Source organism: Afipia sp. P52-10 (assembly GCF_000516555.1).
Taxonomy (GTDB): Bacteria; Pseudomonadota; Alphaproteobacteria; order Rhizobiales; family Xanthobacteraceae; genus P52-10.
Genome location: NZ_AZSJ01000007.1, coordinates 1 through 21,685 on the forward strand (window position 1 = coordinate 1; position 21,685 = coordinate 21,685).

18 protein-coding genes are annotated in these 21,685 nt (G+C 57.6%); all 18 read left to right on the forward strand.

The window, feature by feature from the left end:
• A partial coding sequence (locus X566_RS25065) for a hypothetical protein (protein ID WP_034469906.1) occupies window positions 1-507 on the forward strand: 507 nt, incomplete at its 5' end.
• Between the two features lie 818 nt (window positions 508-1,325).
• On the forward strand, window positions 1,326-1,778 hold the full coding sequence (locus X566_RS17315; protein ID WP_034469920.1) for a hypothetical protein: 453 nt from the start codon (window positions 1,326-1,328) through the stop codon (window positions 1,776-1,778).
• Between the two features lie 3 nt (window positions 1,779-1,781).
• Window positions 1,782-2,579 (forward strand): hypothetical protein, encoded by a 798-nt coding sequence (locus tag X566_RS17320; protein ID WP_034469922.1) that lies wholly within the window; start codon window positions 1,782-1,784, stop codon window positions 2,577-2,579.
• Between the two features lie 13 nt (window positions 2,580-2,592).
• Window positions 2,593-4,170, forward strand: coding sequence for a hypothetical protein (locus X566_RS25175; RefSeq protein WP_034469923.1), 1,578 nt, complete (start codon window positions 2,593-2,595; stop codon window positions 4,168-4,170).
• A 765-nt stretch (window positions 4,171-4,935) separates the two neighbouring features.
• Entirely contained in the window at window positions 4,936-5,607 is a 672-nt protein-coding gene (locus tag X566_RS17335) for a transglycosylase SLT domain-containing protein (RefSeq protein ID WP_034469926.1), read from the forward strand.
• Between the two features lie 19 nt (window positions 5,608-5,626).
• Window positions 5,627-6,202: a 3TM-type holin gene (locus X566_RS24425; RefSeq protein WP_081740304.1), complete on the forward strand. Its 576-nt coding sequence runs from the start codon at window positions 5,627-5,629 to the stop codon at window positions 6,200-6,202.
• 85 nt (window positions 6,203-6,287) lie between these two features.
• Complete coding sequence (locus X566_RS24430; RefSeq protein WP_081740305.1) at window positions 6,288-6,959, forward strand: response regulator transcription factor; 672 nt, start codon at window positions 6,288-6,290, stop codon at window positions 6,957-6,959.
• Window positions 6,949-8,343: a sensor histidine kinase gene (locus X566_RS17345; RefSeq protein WP_034472238.1), complete on the forward strand. Its 1,395-nt coding sequence runs from the start codon at window positions 6,949-6,951 to the stop codon at window positions 8,341-8,343. Before X566_RS24430 ends, X566_RS17345 begins: the two co-directional genes overlap by 11 nt.
• Before the next feature lie 124 nt (window positions 8,344-8,467).
• On the forward strand, window positions 8,468-8,923 hold the full coding sequence (locus X566_RS24435; protein WP_244434864.1) for an RT0821/Lpp0805 family surface protein: 456 nt from the start codon (window positions 8,468-8,470) through the stop codon (window positions 8,921-8,923).
• 107 nt (window positions 8,924-9,030) lie between these two features.
• Window positions 9,031-10,422 (forward strand): hypothetical protein, encoded by a 1,392-nt coding sequence (locus X566_RS17350; protein ID WP_034472240.1) that lies wholly within the window; start codon window positions 9,031-9,033, stop codon window positions 10,420-10,422.
• A gap of 113 nt (window positions 10,423-10,535) precedes the next feature.
• The gene (gene ccmI / locus X566_RS17355) at window positions 10,536-11,639 is read left to right on the forward strand and encodes a c-type cytochrome biogenesis protein CcmI (RefSeq protein WP_034469929.1); all 1,104 of its coding nucleotides are present in this window, start codon (window positions 10,536-10,538) and stop codon (window positions 11,637-11,639) included.
• A gap of 7 nt (window positions 11,640-11,646) precedes the next feature.
• On the forward strand, window positions 11,647-12,138 hold the full coding sequence (ccmE, locus tag X566_RS17360; protein ID WP_034469931.1) for a cytochrome c maturation protein CcmE: 492 nt from the start codon (window positions 11,647-11,649) through the stop codon (window positions 12,136-12,138).
• A complete protein-coding gene (locus X566_RS17365) occupies window positions 12,135-14,117 on the forward strand; it encodes a heme lyase CcmF/NrfE family subunit (protein ID WP_034469933.1) in 1,983 nt (660 codons plus the stop codon). Before ccmE ends, X566_RS17365 begins: the two co-directional genes overlap by 4 nt.
• 8 nt (window positions 14,118-14,125) lie before the next feature.
• The gene (locus tag X566_RS17370; protein ID WP_409337843.1) at window positions 14,126-14,662 is read left to right on the forward strand and encodes a cytochrome c-type biogenesis protein; all 537 of its coding nucleotides are present in this window, start codon (window positions 14,126-14,128) and stop codon (window positions 14,660-14,662) included.
• 96 nt (window positions 14,663-14,758) lie between these two features.
• Window positions 14,759-16,321, forward strand: coding sequence for a Do family serine endopeptidase (locus tag X566_RS17375; protein ID WP_034469935.1), 1,563 nt, complete (start codon window positions 14,759-14,761; stop codon window positions 16,319-16,321).
• 246 nt (window positions 16,322-16,567) lie between these two features.
• Complete coding sequence (locus X566_RS17380; RefSeq protein WP_034472243.1) at window positions 16,568-17,293, forward strand: response regulator transcription factor; 726 nt, start codon at window positions 16,568-16,570, stop codon at window positions 17,291-17,293.
• 3 nt (window positions 17,294-17,296) lie between these two features.
• Window positions 17,297-18,703 (forward strand): HAMP domain-containing sensor histidine kinase, encoded by a 1,407-nt coding sequence (locus tag X566_RS17385; protein WP_034469937.1) that lies wholly within the window; start codon window positions 17,297-17,299, stop codon window positions 18,701-18,703.
• An 8-nt stretch (window positions 18,704-18,711) separates the two neighbouring features.
• On the forward strand, window positions 18,712-21,672 hold the full coding sequence (locus tag X566_RS17390) for a bifunctional [glutamine synthetase] adenylyltransferase/[glutamine synthetase]-adenylyl-L-tyrosine phosphorylase (RefSeq protein WP_051444307.1): 2,961 nt from the start codon (window positions 18,712-18,714) through the stop codon (window positions 21,670-21,672).
• Window positions 21,673-21,685 lie beyond the last annotated feature (13 nt).

Consider the following 21,685-nt stretch of genomic DNA (forward strand, 5'->3'; position numbering starts at 1 on the left):
GCGGTGGGTGGCGTCGATATCACCAACCTCATCGCTGGTGCTGCAACGCAGGTCACGTCTCATGATGGCGGCGCGCTCAGTCTGACGGCGCCCGGGACGTTGTTCGATCTTGTTTCCAGTGGTCCAGTCTACTTTCCGGTCGCGTGCAACGTCGTGATCATCGGGACGATTCGCGGCAACGGCGGATCGTCCTCGCATCAAATCCCAGGAGCCGGCGTCTACCCGTCCGAAGGCAAAGATATGACCTTCGGCATCTATGTGAATGACGGCCTGATCCCCGGTTCTGATCTGACCTTTACGTGGGCCACGACGCTTGCCGCCGGCGTCGTGTTTCCGCTCCCAGCCGACTTCAGCATGGTGGTCATGGGACAAGCCGTGATCCCCGCCGGCACGCACACCGTCAAGATCAAGGCCCGGTACATTCGTTACGAGAGCGGCGTCACGGACTGGCGCTCTTACGTGCGGGTGACATCCGCAAAGATGGTCATGACCCAAAACCGCAGGTAGCTATGACGTTTCCCACCTATCATACCGGATCAGTGAGCGTGAGTGACGGTGGCGTCGTCGTCACCGGCCTCGACACGCGCTGGCAACGTGTCAACGTCCGCGAAGGTGACCGCATCATCATCGATCCGGACGCAGGCCATCCCGAAGTGACGATCCTGTCAATCGAGGATGCGACGCATCTGACGCTGGCACAGCCCTGGACGCATGGTGACAAGGCCGCCGNGTCGTATCGGATCATCAAGGGCTCGATCGATCGCACGGTCGGCGCGCGCTCGTTTGAAGACATCGACAAGGCGCTGGCGGCGCTCAATGCCGACGGCTTCTACCACTTCGTGCCGCCGGCCGACGACGGACCGGACGAATCCGATGGNTACGATGGTCAGTACGCCTATCAGGAATCGACCCGCAAGAAGTGGATCAAGGAGGACGGCGCGTGGCGATATCTCGGCGTCACCGATGCGATCTTCTCGCGCTATGACATCCTGATGGATGATCCCGGTCAGCCGGGTTCCGGCGAACAGCTCTTGAAGTGGGTTGCGCCGTCCGTGGTCACCTTCCGCGCCGGGCTTGCGGAAAGCCGCGCACGGGCGGACATCGCCGCCACGGCAGCCGCCACGTACGCACTGCGCAAGAATGGCGTCGCGTTTGCCACCATGACGTTCGCGGCGGCTGCCAGTGTCGCAACCTTCACGCTTGCGGCCGACACGTCATTCGCCGCAGGCGACGTGCTCACTATCGTTGCACCCAATCCCCGCGACGCCACCCTGAAAGGCGTTGCGGCCACCATCGTCGGCTATCGCTAAGAAAGGACGCTTCCAATGGCCGTTACCGCGAATGTCTACAACCACTACATGGCGCTGATCGCCGCACAGACGATCAACAACGCCAACCTCAAGCTGATGCTGCTGAAGTCCACGGCATCGTTCAACGCCGCGCACACCACCGTTGATGCGGTCGCCGGCGCCGGCCCGACCCGTGCGCACGAGTTCTACGGCAATGGTTGGCCGCAGGGCGGCAAGGCGGTGACGAACGTCGCGGCAACCACGATCACCACCAACGATGCCAAGCTTTCCGGCGATCAGACCTCGCAGACTGCGAGCGGTGGCAACATCGGCCCCTGTCGTTATGTGCTGCTGTACGACGCAACCAGCATGAAGCCGCTCGTGCTCTATGACCTCGGCCAGGACGAGTATGCCGGCGACACCACCGACTTCAAGTTGACCTTCGACCTGCTGGGCTCAGCCGGCACGATCTATACCTTGACGGTCTGACCGATGCTCGCATTCGGCGCACTGGAAGAACATCCGCTCGGCGATTACGGCTTCGCGGGTCCAGGTGTGAACCTGAGCCTGCCGCCGATCGATCTACTGGCGGACGTTCGCCCGGCCGCCGCGCGCGCGGGTCGCGATGTCGCGCTGCCTGCGGTCGGCGTGGCTGCGCAGACGATGGTTATAACGCCGCAACCCGGCAAGTGGCTGGGTCTGCCCAGCATCGCGATCGCGGCCGATGCCAAGTCGGCGACGATCGGTTTCGGCCGCGCGGTGACGCTCCCGGCAGTGATGTTGTCCGCCGACGTGCCGGCGCCGACCCTGCGTCTCGGCAAGAACATCAATCTGGTGCGCGTGCCGATCGCGATGACGCTGCCACCGGTGATTGTTTCGCCCGGCAAGTGGCTTTCGTTGCCGCCGGTGACGATTGCGGCGGCTCCGAAGTCCATCGGCGTTCTTGCCGGCCGATGGATGAAGCTGCCGGCGGTGCCGCTCACCTTTCAGTATGGGCCGTTGGTCATCCAAGCCGGCCGTATCTTCAATCTGGCGCACACGTTCCAGCGCACCAATGACGTAGGCGCACTCGCCGAAGGCGCGCTGGGTGAATTCGCGCTTGGCGGCGAAGGCGCGCCGCTGAGGCAGACCTATTCGCGACCGGTTTCAATCCGCTTTAACGCGACGCAGCCGACCGTTCTCGCCGGCCGCAATCTAGCACTGCCGCCGGTGCACCCCGTTGCACAGTTGCCATCGCCAGAAGTCATCGCGCGCAGTCGCCGCAAGCGCGTGAGTGTCGTCACCAGCTAAAGAGGTTCGTTCCATGCCTAAACTTTTCGACCGCGTGAAGGTCAACGTCCCGACCGCCGGCACCGGCTCGATCACGTTCGGTCCCGCATCGTCCACTGCGTTCCTGACGCCAACTGAAGCCGGCGCGATCGACGGCGATACCGTACGCTATATCCTGGTGGATGGCACCGACTTCGAAGAAGGTGTCGGCACGATCTTCTCGTCGGCTGCGCAAATGGCCCGCACGACGGTCACCAAGTCCAAGATCGGCGGCGTCGTGGGGGCGACAAAGATCAACCTGAGCGGCACGGCAGTTCTCGCGTTCACCGCATCGGCATCCGACATCCTCAATCCAGCGAACAATCTTGCGGACCTGCTGGATAAGGCAGTCTCACGCACGAACCTTGGGCTCGGCACTGGGGCGACTCCTCAGTTCGCCGGACTCGAATTGGGCAATGCAGCGGATACCAGCGTTACGCGCCCGGCTGCGGGACGTTTGCAAGTCGAAGGCGAAGAGGTTCTGACAACGAAAGACCTATCGTCGAATTTGACTGCAACTCAGAAACAGCGTTTACGAGCTAATGTCGGTGTGGCCCTCAAAAACTACATCATCAACGGCGCGATGATGGTTTCGCAGGAAAATGGCAGCGCCGCTCTGACGGCGAGCGGTTCATATCCTGTAGATCAGTTCCTGATTGGGGTGGGTACATCAGGAACGATTCAGTTTTCGCAGGTCGCGGCGATCACGCCCGCAGGAAGTCCGAACCGGCTCAGCGTCCTCGTGACGACCGCTGATACGTCGATTACTTCTGGCGAGCTTGTCGGCATCGTCACCAATCTGGAAGGTCAGATGGTCGCCGATCTTATGCTCGGCACTGCCAGTGCGAAGAACATGACTCTCAAGTTCGGCGTCAAAGCCCCGGCCGGAACATACTGTGTGGCCTTCCGCAACGGTGCGACGCGATCCTATATTTCCGAGTTTACAATCTCCGGTGGGGAAGCGAACACCGATGTCTATAGGACGATCACAGTCCCTGGCGATCAGTCAGGTACTTGGGCGAAAGACAACACGCAAGGGCTGTCGGTCACCTGGACGTTGGCTGCTGGTTCGAGTTTCCAGACTCCGGCCGGTACATGGGGCAGCGGAAACTATGTTGGGTCGTCGAGCCAATCCAACTTCATGGCTACCAACTCTAACGTATTTCAATTGTTCGACGTGGGATTGTACGAGGGATCGGTCGCTCCTGAATTCGTCGTTCCCAATTTTGCGCAAACGCTCCGTGAGTGCATGCGGTACTGGGAGAAGTCCTACGACTATGGCGTCGCGCCGGGCAGTGTTAGCTCCCCAGGGCATTGCGCAGCGTTTGACGTCGGCACGTCTAACCAGACCATTCTAACTGGTGTGCGATTTCAAGAACCTAAGCGCGCATCAGGGTGCGCCGTTACGCCTTACTCGTATGGGTCAGGCGCGGCAAACAAGGTCTACAACTCCGGTGTGGGGGGCGATGTAACACCAAACGTCGATAGTATCGGACAAACAGGATTCCGCATCTTCGCCGCTGGAATGACGTCCGGGATGTACTTTCACTACACTGCAAATGCGAGGCTGTGATGTCCAGCATGCCAAGTTCACGGACGAGGTGCATTCGTTCGCTGAGTTCATGCGCCCGAACGGGATCGTCGTTCATAGCGCATTGTTGCCAGTAGCGGGGGGCATCCGCATTGAGTATGACGCGAGCGGCGGTGTTGTTGATCCATACGAGCCGCCACCACCGCCGGTCCCGACCTCTATCTCCGACCGGCAGTTCTTCCAGCAACTCCCGACCGACGGCGTGATCAGCGAGGCCGAGGCCCTGTTGCGACTGGCAGGATCCCGGCCGCCATGCTGGCGCTGATCGATCAGCTCCCGGCCGAACAGCGGTTCGGCGCACGGAGGTGCGACTGTGTTTGATCACTGCCATCCAGTCGTTTTAGCGCTCGGGGAGCTTTGTCATTTGAGTCAAACTCGGCTGAATGAGTTGTTTATGAATGCAGCGCCTCTCTAGCAGCGAGTGAAAGATTATTCCCCTGAGACCGTAGTCCGCATATGAGCGGGAGCGTCGAAAGACATCGAAGCCGTATACTAATGAGCACGGATCGGCAACGAGCATAATAGCTTAAAATAATTCGTCAGCCGATCGGAGCTTTTGGAGCGAAAGATCAATACTCCATGCTGGGGCGCCGAGTGGTTGTAACCGTGTGCGATGGCGGTAGCACTAAATTAGCGGCGTCGGCTCAGACCAAATAGCCGCTGGATATCGCAGTTGAAACTCAAGTCCATGGCTTCGATGGTCGGTGCCAACCCGACGTCGGGCAACGGATTATTTATGGAAATGTTATGGCCAACACGATTAGCTCGATTGTATCTGATGATACGTTGTCGCGCATTATCCAGATCGAGAGTGCAGGCAATCCGCTTGCAAAAGCCCGCACCTCAAGCGCGTTAGGAATTGCGCAGTTCATCGAGAAAACCTGGTTGGATGTGATCAGTCGACATCGTCCTGATCTCATGAGAAGCCGGAACAGAAACGATGTTCTTCGTTTAAGGACAGATCCAATCCTTGCCATCGAAATGTTAGGGCGATTGACGGAAGACAATGTCGCCATGCTGGGCGGTCCGGTTTCTGACGGCGATGTTTATCTCGCTCATTTTGCTGGCGTTGGAACTGCGAAGAGGATCATAAACTCTGGAGCATCCGTTCTCGTAAGTTCAGTCATGTCTCGTGCTGCAGTTGAAGCTAATGGTTCGATTTTGCGCGGTAAGACCTGTGCTGAGGTTCGAGCTTGGGCCGCAAAGAAGATGTCCGCGGCTGGCGGGCGAGATTGGATCGGCAAGTGGTACTTGACCGAGAACATGAAGCATCATGTCGAGGAGAGTCTGCAGCAAAGGCAGCAGACATCGGGCGAAGCAGAGGGTGCAAACGTGCGGCAGCCCGTTACGGCTATCGTGTTCTTCCTTCTGATGGCGCTCCTCGTCGCTGCTTTCATATTTATCAGACAAATTCCGTAATCAGCGAGTGGCGGGTGAAATGAATTGGAACGATGTAGCGCGCCAAGTGATTGGTCTTGGAGCGCCATTTCTTGGCAATGCTCTAGGAGGACCTCTGGGTGGAGCGGCTGGTCGAATTCTTGCAGAAGCTCTTGGGGCACCAGCAGCTACACCAGGCGGCGTAAGTGAGGTGCTGCCATCCGCGAATCCAGAGAAAATTTTGGAAGCCGAGAACCGCTGGATTGAAATGATTCGTGCTGAAGCTGATGCGCAACGAACAGCAATTAGTGAAACACATCAAACGATTCGAGCGGAGCTCATAAGCAACGATTTTGTTCAGCGTTGGTGGCGGCCGATTTATGCATTCGAACTAACGCTCGAATGCGCTGCACTATGGGCTGTCGTCGTTCACGAGTTCTGGACCGGTGATGTACAGACCATCAACGCGCTGGTGAACGCAATGGCCTTGTTGATCGCCTATTGGGGATTTCGATTCGGTGTGTTAGGTGTCTATGTCTCTGGTAGAACACGTGAAAAGCTTTGCGAAGTGACCGGTCGAGAGGCCGATAGCGGCGCAGTTGGCAAGTTGGTGAAGGCGATAACCCGTAGAAAATAGGATGATGTGACATCATTCATGCGCCGTTCACATGTAGCCGGGTCATTTAGTCTTAAGAGGGCAACGCCACGATAAGGAGGATGAGGTGCGGCTTCTTGTGGTCGAGGACGATCCGGACCTCAATCGTCAACTGACGGCGGCGCTGTCCGATGCCGGATATGTCGTTGATAGAGCCTTCGATGGCGAAGAAGGGCATTACCTTGGCGAAGGAGAGCCCTACGACGCCATTATTCTCGATATTGGCTTGCCGAAAATGGACGGGTTGTCCGTTCTAGAAGCTTGGCGTCGTGCCGGCAAAACCACGCCGGTCTTGATCCTGACGGCGCGTGACCGATGGAGCGACAAAGTCCAGGGCTTTGATGCCGGCGCGGATGATTATGTTGCTAAACCGTTTCACGTCGAGGAGGTCTTGGCGCGCATTCGTGCCCTTGTCCGGCGAGCTGCTGGTCACGCCAAGAGCGAGCTTACCTGTGGCCCTGTTCGACTTGATACGCGGACAGGGCGAGTAAGTGTTGACGGCAATCCAGTTAAGCTGACGTCGCATGAATATCGGCTGCTTGCTTATCTGATGCATCATGCGGGACGTGTCGTGTCCCGAACCGAGTTGGTTGAGCATCTTTATGACCAAGATTTCGATCGAGACTCCAATACGATCGAAGTTTTCGTAGGACGTATTCGCAAGAAGCTTGATGTCGATATCATCCAGACCGTCCGAGGTCTCGGATATCTGCTTACACCTCCGACCGATGCGCCTTAGTTCGCTTGCAACTCGGCTCTTCATCTCAGCAACAATTTGGGTGGTGCTGATCCTTTTTGTTACCGGTATTGCACTGTCCTCCCTCTACCAACAAGCTGTTGAGCGATCGTTCGATCGGCGGCTTAACCTTTATTTGCGAACACTCATTGCTGAAGTTGCTCCACCGGAAGACGCTGATGACAAGATCACTCCAGCTCTCGGAGAGCCGCTGTTCGAACTTCCCCTTTCGGGATGGTATTGGCAGATCGTAAGACTCGATGGCGGTAGGCGCAGCAATCCGTCCAAACCCGATGAGCGTGCGTCGCGTTCTTTATGGGACCAGAAGCTTCCCAAACTCGAAGATCAGGGAATTCCGCTCAATACGGCAGGGGTGCGTGTCGGCTATGTAAAAGGCCCGGAAGACCAACAACTGCGTGTGGTCGAGAGGCCCGTCGATTTTGGTGCGGACGGAAAATTTGTTGTTACGATAGCTGGTGATGCTACTGAAATATTCGAAGAAACCAGGACATTTGATTTTTACCTCATGGCGACGTTTGTCGCGCTTACGTTCGGGCTTCTGTTAACGACGTTGTTTCAGGTCCGGTTCGGTCTTGCGCCTCTCAAGCGCATTACGTCCGGGCTGACTTCGATTCGTGCGGGCACCGCCGAACGTCTAGAGGGAAGTTTCCCGGTGGAGATTGCTCCTTTGGCACGGGAAACAAATGCGCTGTTGGATGCAAACCGGGAAATCGTCGAGCGCGCGCGAACTCATGTTGGCAATCTTGCCCATGCTGTAAAGACGCCGCTCTCGGTTATCGTCAATGAAGCGGTTGCGCATCGCGATGAACCATTCGCATCCAAAGTTCTCGAACAGGCAGAGGTGATGCGAAACCAAGTTGCGCATCATCTCGAACGGGCGAGAATTGCCGCTCGTCTTACTGCAGTGACCACGCTGACGGACATTGCGCCCGTTGTTGAGAGTCTGCAGCGGACGATGGAAAAGATTCATCATGACCGGGACATCGAAATCGAAACCGATATTGCGGCCCCCCTCAAGTTTCGCGGAGAGCGCCAGGATTTGGAGGAAATGGTTGGCAATCTGGTGGATAACGCATGTAAATGGGCTCGATCACGCGTTCGCATCGAGGTTTCGTTGGGGAGCGCTATGCCAGACGATGCGATGACGATGGTTTGTATCGTCGTCGATGACGATGGACCGGGGCTCACGCTGGCGGAGCGTGCGCAAGTTGCGCGTCGAGGGCAGCGTCTCGACGAGACCAAGCCCGGATCAGGACTCGGACTATCCATCGTTACAGACCTCGTGCAGCTCTACCGTGGCAGCTTGAACCTGGGTGTGTCTCCATTTGGTGGTTTGAGAGCTGAACTGCTGTTGCCTGTCGGTTAATCGCTCTTGCTGTTGGAGGGCCGCCCCAGCTTCGCCCCAATCCTACGCCTTTGGTAGAAGAATGTGGTTCCGTTGGGCGGAATCGCGCCAGGGGGACAAAATGCTGCATTTTAGATTTGCGATCATGGTTGCTGGGGCCGTGGCGTTGACGGGTTGCGCGGGTGGTCCCGATGCAGGCCCTCGTGAGGGGACGGGCACGGCTGTTGGTGCGCTGACGGGAGCGTTGATCGGTTCGGCATTCGGTGGAGGAACTGGGGAGCGGATTGGTGGGGCCGTCGCCGGTGCGGCCATCGGAGGTCTATTAGGAAATCGTATCGGTGCTGCTCTGGATGAGGAGGATCGTCGATACGCCTATGAGGCCGAAATGGCTGCATTGGAGCAGGGTCAAGTCGGAGCCCCTGTGGGTTGGAGAAATCCCGGTTCCGGACGCTACGGCAACATTGTTCCAGGCCCGGCTTATACCCAACGAGGGGCCCGTTGCCGTTCGTTTACCCATACGATCTACATCAATGGACAACCGCAGGTGGCGCGCGGTACCGCTTGCCGTAACCCGGACGGGACCTGGACCGCGGTTGGTTAGGCCATCCTAAACACCATCTTAACGGGGTTTTTGTATTGTTCCCGCGACGCACAAGTGCGGACGCGGGGATTTCTACGACTATGGAGCAGCGGGCCCAATCGCAGCCTGTGAAACCGGTGGCGGTCGATCGGCTGCGAGCCTATTTGCGGCAATTGAGCCCCGGCGCCCAAGCGATGCTCATGGGGGAGTTCGAACGGGCGCTGACGCGTGGTGATGATGTATTCGTTGCCAACCTCGTGTTGGATGAGCTGCGGAGGATCACCCGCGTCCGAGAAACGAACGAGAGGCGCCGCATCCTAGAGCCGGCCCGGCTTGTATTTGCGTGTCTTGAGCCATTCCTGGTTGATGACCGTGAGTTGAAACCTGGGCAAATCCGTCGCTCATCGCTTGAGCCGATTTGGGTTTGGCTGTGCCAAACCGCAATTTCGGATGAGATACAGGAATTTGATCGAACGCTCGCGGTAAACGAAGCCCAGCCATCAGATCGAGCCGTTCGAAATGTTCAGGCTGCGGCGGTTCGGGCAATTTTTGAAGCGACATCACCGTCTTCCCGAGGAGGGGAGCGGAGCCGTAGCTTGATCCGGGTCGGCTCTCTTTCTGCCGTGGAAGATCTACAGACCATCGGATTGGCCATCGCCCACCGGGATGCCCTTGAGATATTTCAAGCACGTCTTCCCAAGATCATGCGTGCCTTTGGCGACACTCAAGTCGCCTCAATTCGAGGACAACTAAATCAGCTGCCGATACTGCAAAAGCCAGAGATTCTTCCGTTGACTTTGTGGCTTATCATGCAGCGGCTGACGTCGCCCTGGCAGCTCGTTCGGCTTGCGATTAGCGTCGTCGGTTCAGATGAAGAAAGTCGTATAGCAGGCACCCCGTTCGGTGTCGCCATTACAATGGCGCTCTATAGCCTTGCGCGTCTTGTGGAAGATCTTCGAAGCGATATCAAACGAGGTCGTTTCGACAAGTGCGCGCATCATCTGAAACCATTGCATGACGGATTGCGCGATCTTCGTACGGAATTGGATATTCGTTCCGACTCGCATTTAAGCAGGCAGCTCGTTGCTATTCGTACAGACGTCTCCAATGTACTAAAATCGGAAATTGAGAGCGTTCCCGGACGAGTGCGTAGGTTGTTGCGGCAGCGCTCCGACAAGGACATTAGTGCCGGGGCCAAGCTCGATCCGGCCGAAATCGACGAGACGGCCGCGTTGATTGACTTCGTTGCAACGTGTCGCAGCTATGCAGGGGAGCTCGCCATCAACGAAGTAACGCTCCGGTCGTTCTCCGACCTGCAGCATTACGTGGAATCGTCGACGGAAACGCTAGTCGAATCCCTCCGCAGCGGTGAGCCTCGGGCGAGAGCATTTCGGCAGTTACAGACCGAAGCCGCGATCCGCTTCTGTGAACTGATCTTCGGGCATGATTACGCGTCCTTGATGAATAAGGCTGCAGAAGTGGCCCTAACCGGGGAGCGGAAGGCTCCCAAAGCCAGTTGATTCAGAGGCTTACCGTCGGAAATCTCCCCAAATCGTCAATTGCATAGCGCTGTCAGTCATGGTGTAAACCAGCGATCCGCCGTGCGGCGGAGCTGGGGTTTCCGGAACCTGATATGTCGTTGTGGTTCGTGTTAGCGCTGATGACGTCCGTCGCGATTTTCGCGGTGTTATGGCCTCTGAGCCGTTCGCCGGTCTCGCGTAACGACGGCGGTGGGACAATGATCTACAAAGATCAACTCGCTGAAGTAGAACGTGATTTGTCTCTAGGAATCATTTCTCAAGCGGACGCGGAAATTGCCCGTATTGAGATTTCCCGGCGCCTCCTGTCGGTTGCCAATTCCCCGCAAGCTGAAGAACCTGTTTCGCGCGTGGGTCTCCGCCGGGCGATCGTTGTCATGGCGTTTGTCGGCATACCCGTCTTTGCCGGTATTCTATACCTCCAGCGTGGTTCGCCGACGTTGAAGGACTTTCCGCTTGCCGGCCGTATGACCGAGCCAGTTGCCTCTGCGTCGCTCGAAACGCTTGTGACGCAGGTTGAGGCTCATCTCGAGAAGAACCCACGCGACGGCCGCGGTTGGGAAGTCCTGGCGCCAGTACTGCTTCGGTTAGGACGCATCGATGATGCCGTGCGAGCGTACCGAAATTCGCTCGCGTACGGTACGGATACGGCTGTTCGCCGCGCTGATCTTGGTGAGGCTTTGGCCGCGGCGGCGGGTGGTGTGATAACCAGCGAAGCCAAGGCCGAATTCGAGCGCGCATTGCAACTCGACGCAAAGGACCCAAAGGCGCGATACTTCATGGCGGTTGCGGCCGAGCAGGATGGTCGTGCGAATGATGCGGCTACGATTTGGAGGGACATGCTCAAGACGGCGCCGGATGGCGCGCCGTGGCGCCCTGCGGTTGAACAAGCGCTCGCTCGTGTGAATGCCAGCATAGCACCTGAATTATCGAACGAGGCTGTCGCGGCGTCGAAGGATATGACCGCCGATGAACGCTCCGAAATGATTGCAGGCATGGTTGATAGGCTTGCTGCGCGTCTGAAGCAAAACGGCGATGACGTGGAGGGGTGGTTGCGTTTAGTCCGCGCGTATACGGTACTGGGGCAAGCTGAGAAGGCAAAACAGGCAATTTCAGACGCGCGCTCGGCTGCTCAAGCAGATCCGGAGCGGTTGCGCCGATTCAACGACGCCTTGAAGAATCTCGGTCTTGAAGGTTAGTCCAGCTATGACCAGAAAACAGCGAAGGCTTGTATTGATCGGCGGCGCGCTCGGCGTGCTCGCAATAGCCGCAGCGTTGGTCCTAAGCGCATTGCGCGATTCTATCGTCTTCTTTTCGACGCCCAGCATGGTTGCTGAAAAGAATATCCAGCCCGGTCAGCGGTTCCGGCTTGGCGGTTTGGTGCAATCGGGGTCCGTGAAGCGCGGCGAGAAGTTGCAGGTGACATTCGTCGTCACGGATGGCAACCGCGATCTGCCGGTGGCATTCACCGGTATTCTCCCGGATCTATTCAGAGAAGGGCAGGGTGTTGTTTCTGAGGGGACGCTCGATACCGCCGGCATATTCAGGGCAGATACGGTGCTCGCAAAGCACGACGAAACCTATATGCCGAAGGAGGTGGCTGACGCTCTCAAAAAGCAAGGCCACTGGAAGACCGAAGCGACTTCATCCGCTCCGGCGACGGATGGCGCGCAGACCGTGGATCGCAAAGTGCAATGATTGCAGAAGCCGGACACTATGCGCTTGTTCTTGCGCTGACGCTGGCTCTCGTGCAGGCGAGTGTGCCTTTGCTTGGCGTGCGTATCGGCGATTCCGCCTTGATGAGAGTTTCCGGCGCTACTGCAGTTGCGCAGTTCGGGTTTTCTCTGTTGGCCTTCGGGGCCTTAACGACGGCCTATGTCGTTTCCGATTTCTCGGTCGCCAATGTGTTTGAGAATTCTCATTCGCTGAAGCCGCTCGTTTACAAGATCACCGGCGTTTGGGGAAACCATGAAGGCTCGATGTTGCTATGGGTCCTCATTCTGGCGCTCTTCAGTGCTCTCGTTGCGATTTTTGGAACGAACTTGCCACTGACGTTGCAGTCGTTGGTACTTGCTGTTCAGGGGTGGGTCGCAGCGGCATTCTATCTCTTCATTCTCCTGACCTCGAATCCATTTCTTCGGCTTGCGGATCCTCCGATGGAAGGGCGGGATCTCAATCCCGTGCTGCAGGATGTTGGACTCGCGATCCATCCTCCAATGCTCTATCTCGGTTACGTGGGCTTCTCGATTTCGTTTTCGTTTGCGATCGCAGCATTGATTGAGGGGCGGATCGATTCCGCGTGGGCACGTTGGGTTCGCCCGTGGACGCTTTTAGCCTGGATTTTCCTGACGCTTGGCATCGCAATGGGCTCGTACTGGGCCTATTACGAACTCGGATGGGGTGGCTGGTGGTTTTGGGATCCAGTTGAGAATGCATCTCTGATGCCGTGGCTTGCAGGCACGGCCCTGCTGCATTCGGCGGTTGTCATGGAGAAGCGCAATGCTCTCAAGGTCTGGACCGTCCTGTTGGCGATTCTGACGTTCTCGCTTTCTCTCTTGGGGACCTTTCTGGTCCGATCCGGTGTGCTTACGTCCGTTCATGCTTTTGCCACCGATCCAGCGCGCGGCGTTTTTATTCTTGTCATTCTTTGCGCGTTCATCGGCGGAGGATTATCTCTCTATGCTTGGCGAGCATCATCGTTAACTCAAGGCGGCTTGTTTGCACCGATCTCACGCGAAGGTGCGCTGGTGCTCAATAACCTGTTCCTGACCACCGCTTGCGCGACAGTGTTGGTGGGGACACTCTATCCCTTGGCGCTTGAAACGCTGACCGGCGACAAGATCTCGGTTGGAGCGCCGTTTTTCAATTTGACGTTCGGTCCATTGTTTGTCCCGTTGCTGATCGCTGTTCCATTCGGGCCGCTGCTTGCTTGGAAGCGTGGTGATTTGGTTGCCGCCGCGCAGCGTCTGCTGGCTGCAGGTGTTGTTGCGCTGTTCGTTCTGGCACTGGTTTTGGCATGGACCAAAGGAGGGGCGGTCTTGGCGCCGCTTGCGATTGCGCTTGCGGTGTTCGTCATCGTTGGGGCTCTGACGGATCTGGCTGAGAAGATTGGCCTCTTTCGACTCAAGATGCCGCTCTCTGCAGCCCGTGCCGTTGGGCTGCCACGATCGACATGGGGAACAGCTTTTGCGCATGCGGGACTTGGCGTCGCATTGTTGGGTATCGTTTGCGAAACCACCTGGAACAGCGAACGTATCGTCTCGATGAAGCCCGGTGACATTGTGACAGTCGGAGGGTACGAAGCCAAGCTTGTGGGGCTGACGCAACGGCAAGGGCCGAACTATCGAGAGCGAGTTGCCCGGTTCTCGATTCTGAGCGACGGGCGCATAGTTGGCGAATTGTCGCCGTCGAAGCGGTCATTTTCCGCGAGGCGATCCGCGACGACCGAAGCAGCGCTGCTCACGCGAGGCGTGAGCCAGGTCTACATTTCGCTTGGCGAAGAGAGTCAGGATGGTTCGATCGACGCCCGGCTGTACTACAAGCCCTTGGTGTTGCTCATCTGGCTCGGTGCGGTCCTGATGGCATTTGGCGGCATTCTGTCTTTGTCTGATCGGCGCTTGCGTGTTGGCGTTCCTAAGCCGGCGCGAGGGATGCGTCCGATGCAGCCCGCAGAGTGACAATGCGCATTCTTCATGTATGCGCTACCGTAGCGGTGCTTTGCATTGTTCTTTTGAATGCAGCATTCGCCGTGCAGCCGGACGAGATAATGCGTGACCCCGCACTGGAAGCGCGGGCCCGAGCATTGTCGCGCGGGTTGCGTTGCATGGTTTGTCAAAACCAGTCGATTGATGACTCGGACGCGCCTTTGGCCCGCGATCTACGGCTGCTTGTGCGTGAGCGAATTCGCCAGGGGGATAGCGATGCGCAGGTGATTAATTTCCTAGTCGATCGCTATGGCTCCTTTGTGCTTCTGAAGCCACGCTTTGAGACCCAGACGTTGTTGCTCTGGCTGCTGCCGCCGTTTGCGCTCGGTATTGGAGTTCTGACACTAATCGTCTCCGCCAGACGAAGACGGCAGACCAATATCGTGGCTGGCCGATTGTCCGCGTCCCCGCTCAGCCCAGAGGAGCGGCAGAAGTTGGCGGAACTTATCGATGAGGATCATGCTTCTGACGCCTCACCAAAGTCCGCTGCGCCTAAGAGCGATATTACAAAAGTTTAATCTGGCCGAAAGCGGACCGTAAGCCAGCATACTCCATGTTGGACTCGACATACGACGCGGACGGCGTCGATGGAGTTTCGAACTGGAGATGTCGCTATGACCAGCGGGCCCGATCGTTCTTCCCCCCAATACACCCGGCGCGGTTCAATGATGGCTGCGCGCAAGTTCGCACTAATGGCCACGGTTGCGGCTGGCCTGGGCGGCGTAGCTTATGGACTGTCTCCGCCCTTCCAAACCGGCAGTTTTTTTGCGACCCCGGCACAGGCGCAGGTGAGCGCAAACGTTCATAGCGCTCAGCAGCCGGTCGGCTTCGCCGATATCGTCGAACGCGTGAAACCGTCGGTTATTTCCGTGCGCGTCAAGGCAATGGAAAAGCCTTCAGCGGAAAACAGCGATGACTCGCCGTTTCAACCGGGCTCGCCAATGGAGCGCTTCTTCCGTCGTTTCGGTGGCCCCGATGGCATCCCGGGCTTTCGAATTCCGCGGGGCCGAGGAGGGCCGATCAGTGGCCAAGGTTCCGGTTTCTTCATTTCTGCCGACGGCTATGCCGTAACCAATAACCATGTCGTCGATGGTGCAGAAAGCGTCGAAGTGTCGACCGATGACGGGAAGACCTATCCGGCAAAAGTCATCGGTACCGACCCGCGCACGGACGTCGCGCTGATCAAGGTCGACGGTCGCACCGACTTCCCATTTGCAAAGCTCGCAGACGGTCAGCCGCGTATCGGCGATTGGGTGCTGGCGGTTGGCAACCCGTTCGGTCTGGGAGGTACCGTGACTGCTGGTATTGTTTCCGCCCGCGGCCGGGACATCGGCTCTGGCCCTTATGACGACTTCATCCAGATCGATGCGCCGGTCAACAAGGGCAATTCGGGTGGACCGGCTTTCAACACCCAAGGTGAGGTGGTTGGCGTCAATACGGCGATCTTCTCGCCGTCAGGCGGCAGCGTCGGTATTGCTTTCTCGATACCGGCATCGACTGTGAAATCGGTGGTGGCTCAGCTCAAGGATAAGGGCGTGGTCAGCCGTGGCTGGATCGGTATCCAAGTCCAGCCGGTTACCGCTGAGATCGCGGAAAGCCTGGGCCTGAAGAAGGCGGAAGGTGCGTTAGTCGCAGAGCCACAGGCCAATAGTCCGGCAACCAAGGCGGGGATCGCTTCAGGTGATGTGATTACCGCGGTAAATGGCACCCCAGTTCGTGATGCTCGCGAGTTGTCGCGTACCATTGGTGCGATGCCCCCAGGCAGCAGCGTGAAATTGAATGTCGTGCAGAAGGGGCAGGAGAAGTCGGTCGATCTCACCCTCGGCGAGTTGCCGAATCCGCGTGAGGCTCGGGCTGCCGATAGTGATCAGGCTCGTCCGCAACGCGGAGCGGAGCTGGGTCGGCTTGGCTTGACGGTTGCGCCGGCGACCAGCGTCGCCGGGGCAGGTAACGAGGGCGTGGTGGTGACGGAAGTCGAACGGAACAGCCCTGCGGCGGACCGCGGATTCCGCGAAGGAGACGTGATCCTGGAGGTCGGTAGCAAAACTGTGAACAACGCTGCCGATGTGCGCAGTGCCATGCAGAGCGCTCGTAGCGATAGCAAGCACACAGTTTTGATGCGCTTGCGCTCCAATGGCCAGACGCGATTTGTCGCCGTTCCGTTGTCACGGGGATGAGCCCTCACCATATAAGTTTGGGAATGGATCGCCGGCATAAGTCGCCCCCCGCCGGCGCGCCTTTCCCGGGGGCGAGCCAACAGCTCGTCCCCACAGTTGCTCTTCCGGCGGAACAGAGCCCCCCTCTGTCGGAAGGTGCGCGACGGGCGGCGAAGCCCCCAATTCGCCGCCCGTTTCCGTTTTTGATGTCCGTCTTTCCTGTATGTGCAGACCTGCAACGACTTGATCGGCGTGGCACCTTTCGCCATGTTGACCGGAGGTCAAATCATCGTGGCTGAGCCCCTTTCCGATATGCGCCTACTGATCATTGAGGATGACCGCGAATCGGCGGACTATCTTGTGAAAGCGTTTCGCGAGGCCGGTCATGTCGCGGACCGCGCTGCGGACGGTGAAGAAGGGCTGGCTCTTGCTGAGACCGGCGATTACGACGTGATGATCGTCGACCGCATGCTCCCAAAACGCGACGGATTGTCCGTCATCGGCGCATTGCGCGAAATGGGGAATCGGACGCCAGCTCTGATCCTTTCGGCCTTGGGGCAAGTAGACGATCGGATCAAAGGCTTGCGGGCGGGTGGTGACGACTATCTACCGAAGCCCTATTCGTTTGCCGAGCTCCTGGCGCGGGTCGAGGTGCTGTCACGTCGCGGCACTGGGCCAGCGGAAGAAACCAGCTATCGCGTCGGCGATCTCGAGCTGGACCGCCTTTCCCGACGGGTTGTCCGTGGCTCGCAAGAAATCGATCTGCAGCCGCGCGAATTCCGGCTGCTCGAATACTTGATGAAGCACGCTGGACAGGTTGTGACGAGAACCATGCTGCTTGAGAACGTATGGGACTATCACTTTGACCCGCAAACCAACGTGATCGACGTGCACATTTCGAGATTGCGATCGAAGATCGATAAGGGCCAGGACAAGCCTTTGCTGCACACCATTCGCGGCGCCGGATATATGATCCGCGATGGCCTGCGGTGATCCGTGACGGCCTTTGGTAAGCTAATCAGGACGACCGCGTTTCGGTTGACGCTAGTCTATCTCCTCCTATTTGTGTTCTTTGCGCTTACACTTCTTGGCTATTTCGCCTGGAATACTCGCCGCCTTGTCACCGAGCAGATCAGTCAGACGGTCAACGCCGAGACCAACGAACTTGTCGGTCGTTTCGATACCGAAGGCTTGAGAGGGCTGGTAACAGCCATCGAAAGCAGAGCGTTACGGCCTGGGTCAAATCTCTATCTCGTCGCGACGCCTGCTGGCCAAGGAGTTGCCGGGAACGTCGGTTCGCTTGAACCCGGCGTTCTTGGCAGCATCGGTTGGGCCGAAACAAAATATCGACGGCTTGAAGAGCAGGATCTAGCGGATCACAGGGCGCTCGTCCGTATTTCGCAGCTTCCCGGTGGCTTTCGGCTGCTGGTCGGCAGAGATCTGGAGGAGCGGAGGAGGGTCTTCGGGATCGTCGCATCTGCAGCCCAATGGTCTTTTCTTGTCGTTATTGTATTGGGTCTGGGCGGAGGGTTGTTCGTCGCCAGACGTGTGCTGACGCGTATTGATGCCATGACCGGTACGGCTCAACGGATCATGGCGGGAGACCTGAGTGAGAGGCTTCCTATCGGGCGTAGTGGCGACGAGCTTGACCGGCTTGCTGGAAATCTTAACGCCATGCTTGAGCGCATCGAAGCGCTCATGCATGGTTTGAAGGAAGTGTCCGACAATATCGCTCATGATTTGAAGACGCCATTGACACGCCTGCGCAATCGAGCAGAGGAGGCTCTCGCGCGGTCCGGAAGTGAAGCGGATTATCGTGCCGCGCTGGAACGTACGATCGAAGAATCGGACGGCTTGATCCGAACATTCAATGCTCTTTTGATGATCGCCCGAGCTGAGTCAGGCCAGGCCCGGGAGGACATGATAAATTTCGACGCAGCGGATGTTGCGCGCGGCATTCATGAACTTTATGAGCCCCTGGCTGAGGATAAGGGACTTAGCCTGATCGTAAATGCAGAGGAGGCCTGTCTGCATGGTAACCGTGAGCTCATCAGTCAAGCGCTGGCTAATTTGGTGGAGAACGCCATTAAGTATGGCAAGCCGACTGCAGCTGATGGAGCCTTGAAAGTTTCCGACGCACAGGTCACAATTGCCTCGAGGATCGATGGTAATTTCGTTCTATTGAGTGTCGCCGACCACGGTCCCGGTATTCCAGAGGGAGATCGCCAGCGGGCGGTGGAGCGTTTCGTGCGTCTGGAAGCAAGTCGAACACTGCCAGGATCGGGCCTTGGCTTGAGCCTGGCGTCCGCGGTGGCGACGCTGCATGGTGGCGAGCTGCGACTCAGCGACAATAGCCCGGGGCTGTGCGCAACGCTTGTTCTTCCACGCCGGGGTATGGAATAAGAGCCTCCATGGATAGCGCCGCGACAATTGGCGCGGGCGGTTGCGCGCTGGCGGCGCGATTTATAGCTGGTCCGCGATCATCTTCTTCGGATGCTTGCGAACGGCTTTCTGATTGGCTGGGTGAACTCACGTTTGAACAACGTGCGGCGATCGAGGCGAACTGCGAAGCGTTCCCGCAAACGCGAATAATTCTGGAAGGCATCGCGGAGGCGTCGCCATTCCTGTTTGATCTCATTCGCGCGGATCCGCTCCGTCTCATCCGTCTGCTAGATCGAGATCCTGATCAGCACATCATTCAGCTGCTCGAAGACGTCTGTGCGAATGTGGACGCAGCCGCCGACGAGGCGACCGTCATGATAGCCCTGCGCCGCATGAAGGCAGAGGCGGCGCTTCTGATCGCTCTGTGCGACATTGGAGAGGTCTGGCCCATCATGCAAGTTACCGCAGCCTTGACGGACGTGGCGGTGACGGCGGTTCGATGCTCCATTCGATACTTGCTGGCGCAGGAAGCCGATCGCGGTCGTATCGTACCTAAGAACGCAAGCGCCCCCGAACAAGATAGCGGGCTGATCGTACTCGCTATGGGCAAGATGGGAGCAGGCGAGCTTAATTATTCAAGCGACGTTGACCTGATCGTTTTCTTTGAGCCGGAGCATTGCTCGCTAAAACCCGATATCGAGCCACAACCATTCTTTGTGCGCATCGCCCAGGGAATGGCCCGTTTGATGCAGCAACGTACGACGGACGGATATGTGTTTCGGGTCGATCTGCGGCTCCGTCCAGACCCTGCTTCAACGCCGGTTGCAGTCTCGGCGGCGTCCGCTCTGAACTACTATGAGCGAGAAGGGCGAACGTGGGAACGTGCCGCCATGATCAAGGCCACGCCCTGCGCCGGCGATTTGAAAGCGGGTGAGGCGCTGCTCGGTGAAATCGCTCCATTCGTCTGGCGCAAGCATCTCGATTTCGCAGCTTTGGCCGATGTCCACGACATGAAAAGGCAAATGCATGCGTACAAGGGGCACAGCGAGATTGCTGTTGAAGGGCATAACATCAAGCAGGGGCGCGGTGGTATTCGCGAGATAGAGTTCTTTGCGCAAACCCAGCAATTGATCGCGGGTGGACGGCATCCGCGTCTACGGACGAAGCAGACGCTCGAAGCGCTTGATCGTTTGGTCGAAGGGGAGTGGATCACCGATCAAGTGCGTGATGAGCTCGCCGATGCGTACAGATTTTTGCGAAAGGTCGAGCATCGTTTGCAGATGGTTGCCGACGAGCAAACTCATACACTGCCCGAAGATGCCGAAACGATGGAGAGGTTCGCACGCTTTCTTGGGTTTTCCGATCGCAATGCATTTGCTCTCGTGTTGTTGGGGCACCTCAAGCGTGTTCAGCAGCATTACAGCCACTTGTTTGAAGGCGAGGTTGGTAAGTTAGAGAGTCTTCCGTTCGAATTTCAGAATGGGGCACAAGACGCTAGGCTTCTGGATCACCTTTCAGCATTGGGTTTTAAGCAGCCGGCCGCGGTTGCCGATACTCTGAGGTTGTGGCTGTCCGGTGAATATCGAGCACTGAAATCTGAAGCTTCGCGTGATGCGCTGTTTGCTCTCTTGCCGTCACTCCTATCTAATCTGGCCAAAGCGGAAAACCCGGACGTTGCTTTCAGACAATTTGACAGCTTCCTGCAATCCGTTCAGCGAGGAGCTTCGCTGCTTACGTTGCTGCAACAGAATACCGAACTTGTTTCGTTGATCGCCTCGGTCGTGGGAACCGCTCCGCGGCTTGGCGACATGCTGGCGCAGCAGCCGCGTCTCATGGATGGTCTTGTTGATCCCCGCTTCTTCGGCGCGATGCCAAAGCGAGATGAAATTTCGAAAAGACTTGAAGCGTCGCTCGTCGGCGTGGATTCTTACGAAGATTTTCTCGATCGATTGCGCCTGTTCGGGCAGGAAAGCCTCTTTTTGATTGGCTCCAGGATATTGTCGGGGACAGTTTCTGCTCAATTGGCTGGGACTGTGTTTGCGGATGTTGCCGAAGGGATCGTTCAGACAATCCACGGTCTGGTCCTGGATCAATTCGCGCAACAGTATGGGATGGTTCGTGGTCAGGAAACCGCCATCATCGCCATGGGGCGGCTTGGCAGCCGGGAAATGACGGCGTCCTCCGATCTCGACTTGATTTTCGTGTATGACTTCGACCACGATCATCCCGACTCGAATGGGCCTCGCTCGCTGGAAGGGAGCCAGTACTTTGCGCGTCTTACGCAGCGTCTGATCAGCGCATTCACCACGCGAACGAATTACGGTGTTCTGTACGAGATCGATATGCGGCTCAGGCCGTCCGGAAGGTCTGGTCCTGTCGCGACGCGGCTGGATTCCTTCGCGCAGTATCAAGAAGTCGAGGCATGGACCTGGGAGCACATGGCGCTTACGCGGGCTCGGGTCGTCTCCTCGTCACCCACATTTCGGCGAAAAATCGAGGAGACATTCCGAAACGTTCTGACGCGCCCTCGCGACCATCGCATTATCGCTAACGACGTCCTGGAGATGCGTCACGCGATTGCCGAGGAGAAGGGGGATTCCGACATTTGGGATCTCAAATACGCTTCTGGCGGAATCATCGATATCGAATTTTTGGCCCAGTATCTCCAATTGATCCATGCGGCAGATCAACCTGCCATTTTGGACACGAGTACGCTGACTGTTCTCGATCAGGCGGTACGCTTGAACAAGCTTGCGCAATCGGATGCCGATGTTTTGCGACCGGCGATGCGATTGTATCAAGACCTCAATCAGATTCTTCGGTTGTGTCTGAGCGACCGGTTCAAACCGGACTCAGCAGGCGACGATCTATTGAGGCTGCTGACCCGCGCCGCTGGCGATCCCGATTTCTCTACGCTGGAGGCGCGCTTGAAGGAGACGCAGTTGGATGTGCGCCGGGTGTTCCTGAGGGTGCTTGAAGGTGCCACTTGAGCGGAGCAGCTAA

Coding starts and splice junctions, on each gene's coding strand:
- X566_RS17315 (WP_034469920.1), top strand. CDS start 1,326: ATGGCCGTTACCGCGAATGTCTACAACCACTACATGGCGCTGATCGCC.
- X566_RS17320 (WP_034469922.1), top strand. CDS start 1,782: ATGCTCGCATTCGGCGCACTGGAAGAACATCCGCTCGGCGATTACGGC.
- X566_RS25175 (WP_034469923.1), top strand. CDS start 2,593: ATGCCTAAACTTTTCGACCGCGTGAAGGTCAACGTCCCGACCGCCGGC.
- X566_RS17335 (WP_034469926.1), top strand. CDS start 4,936: ATGGCCAACACGATTAGCTCGATTGTATCTGATGATACGTTGTCGCGC.
- X566_RS24425 (WP_081740304.1), top strand. CDS start 5,627: ATGAATTGGAACGATGTAGCGCGCCAAGTGATTGGTCTTGGAGCGCCA.
- X566_RS17345 (WP_034472238.1), top strand. CDS start 6,949: ATGCGCCTTAGTTCGCTTGCAACTCGGCTCTTCATCTCAGCAACAATT.
- X566_RS24435 (WP_244434864.1), top strand. CDS start 8,468: ATGGTTGCTGGGGCCGTGGCGTTGACGGGTTGCGCGGGTGGTCCCGAT.
- ccmI (WP_034469929.1), top strand. CDS start 10,536: ATGTCGTTGTGGTTCGTGTTAGCGCTGATGACGTCCGTCGCGATTTTC.
- ccmE (WP_034469931.1), top strand. CDS start 11,647: ATGACCAGAAAACAGCGAAGGCTTGTATTGATCGGCGGCGCGCTCGGC.
- X566_RS17365 (WP_034469933.1), top strand. CDS start 12,135: ATGATTGCAGAAGCCGGACACTATGCGCTTGTTCTTGCGCTGACGCTG.
- X566_RS17375 (WP_034469935.1), top strand. CDS start 14,759: ATGACCAGCGGGCCCGATCGTTCTTCCCCCCAATACACCCGGCGCGGT.
- X566_RS17380 (WP_034472243.1), top strand. CDS start 16,568: ATGTTGACCGGAGGTCAAATCATCGTGGCTGAGCCCCTTTCCGATATG.
- X566_RS17390 (WP_051444307.1), top strand. CDS start 18,712: ATGGATAGCGCCGCGACAATTGGCGCGGGCGGTTGCGCGCTGGCGGCG.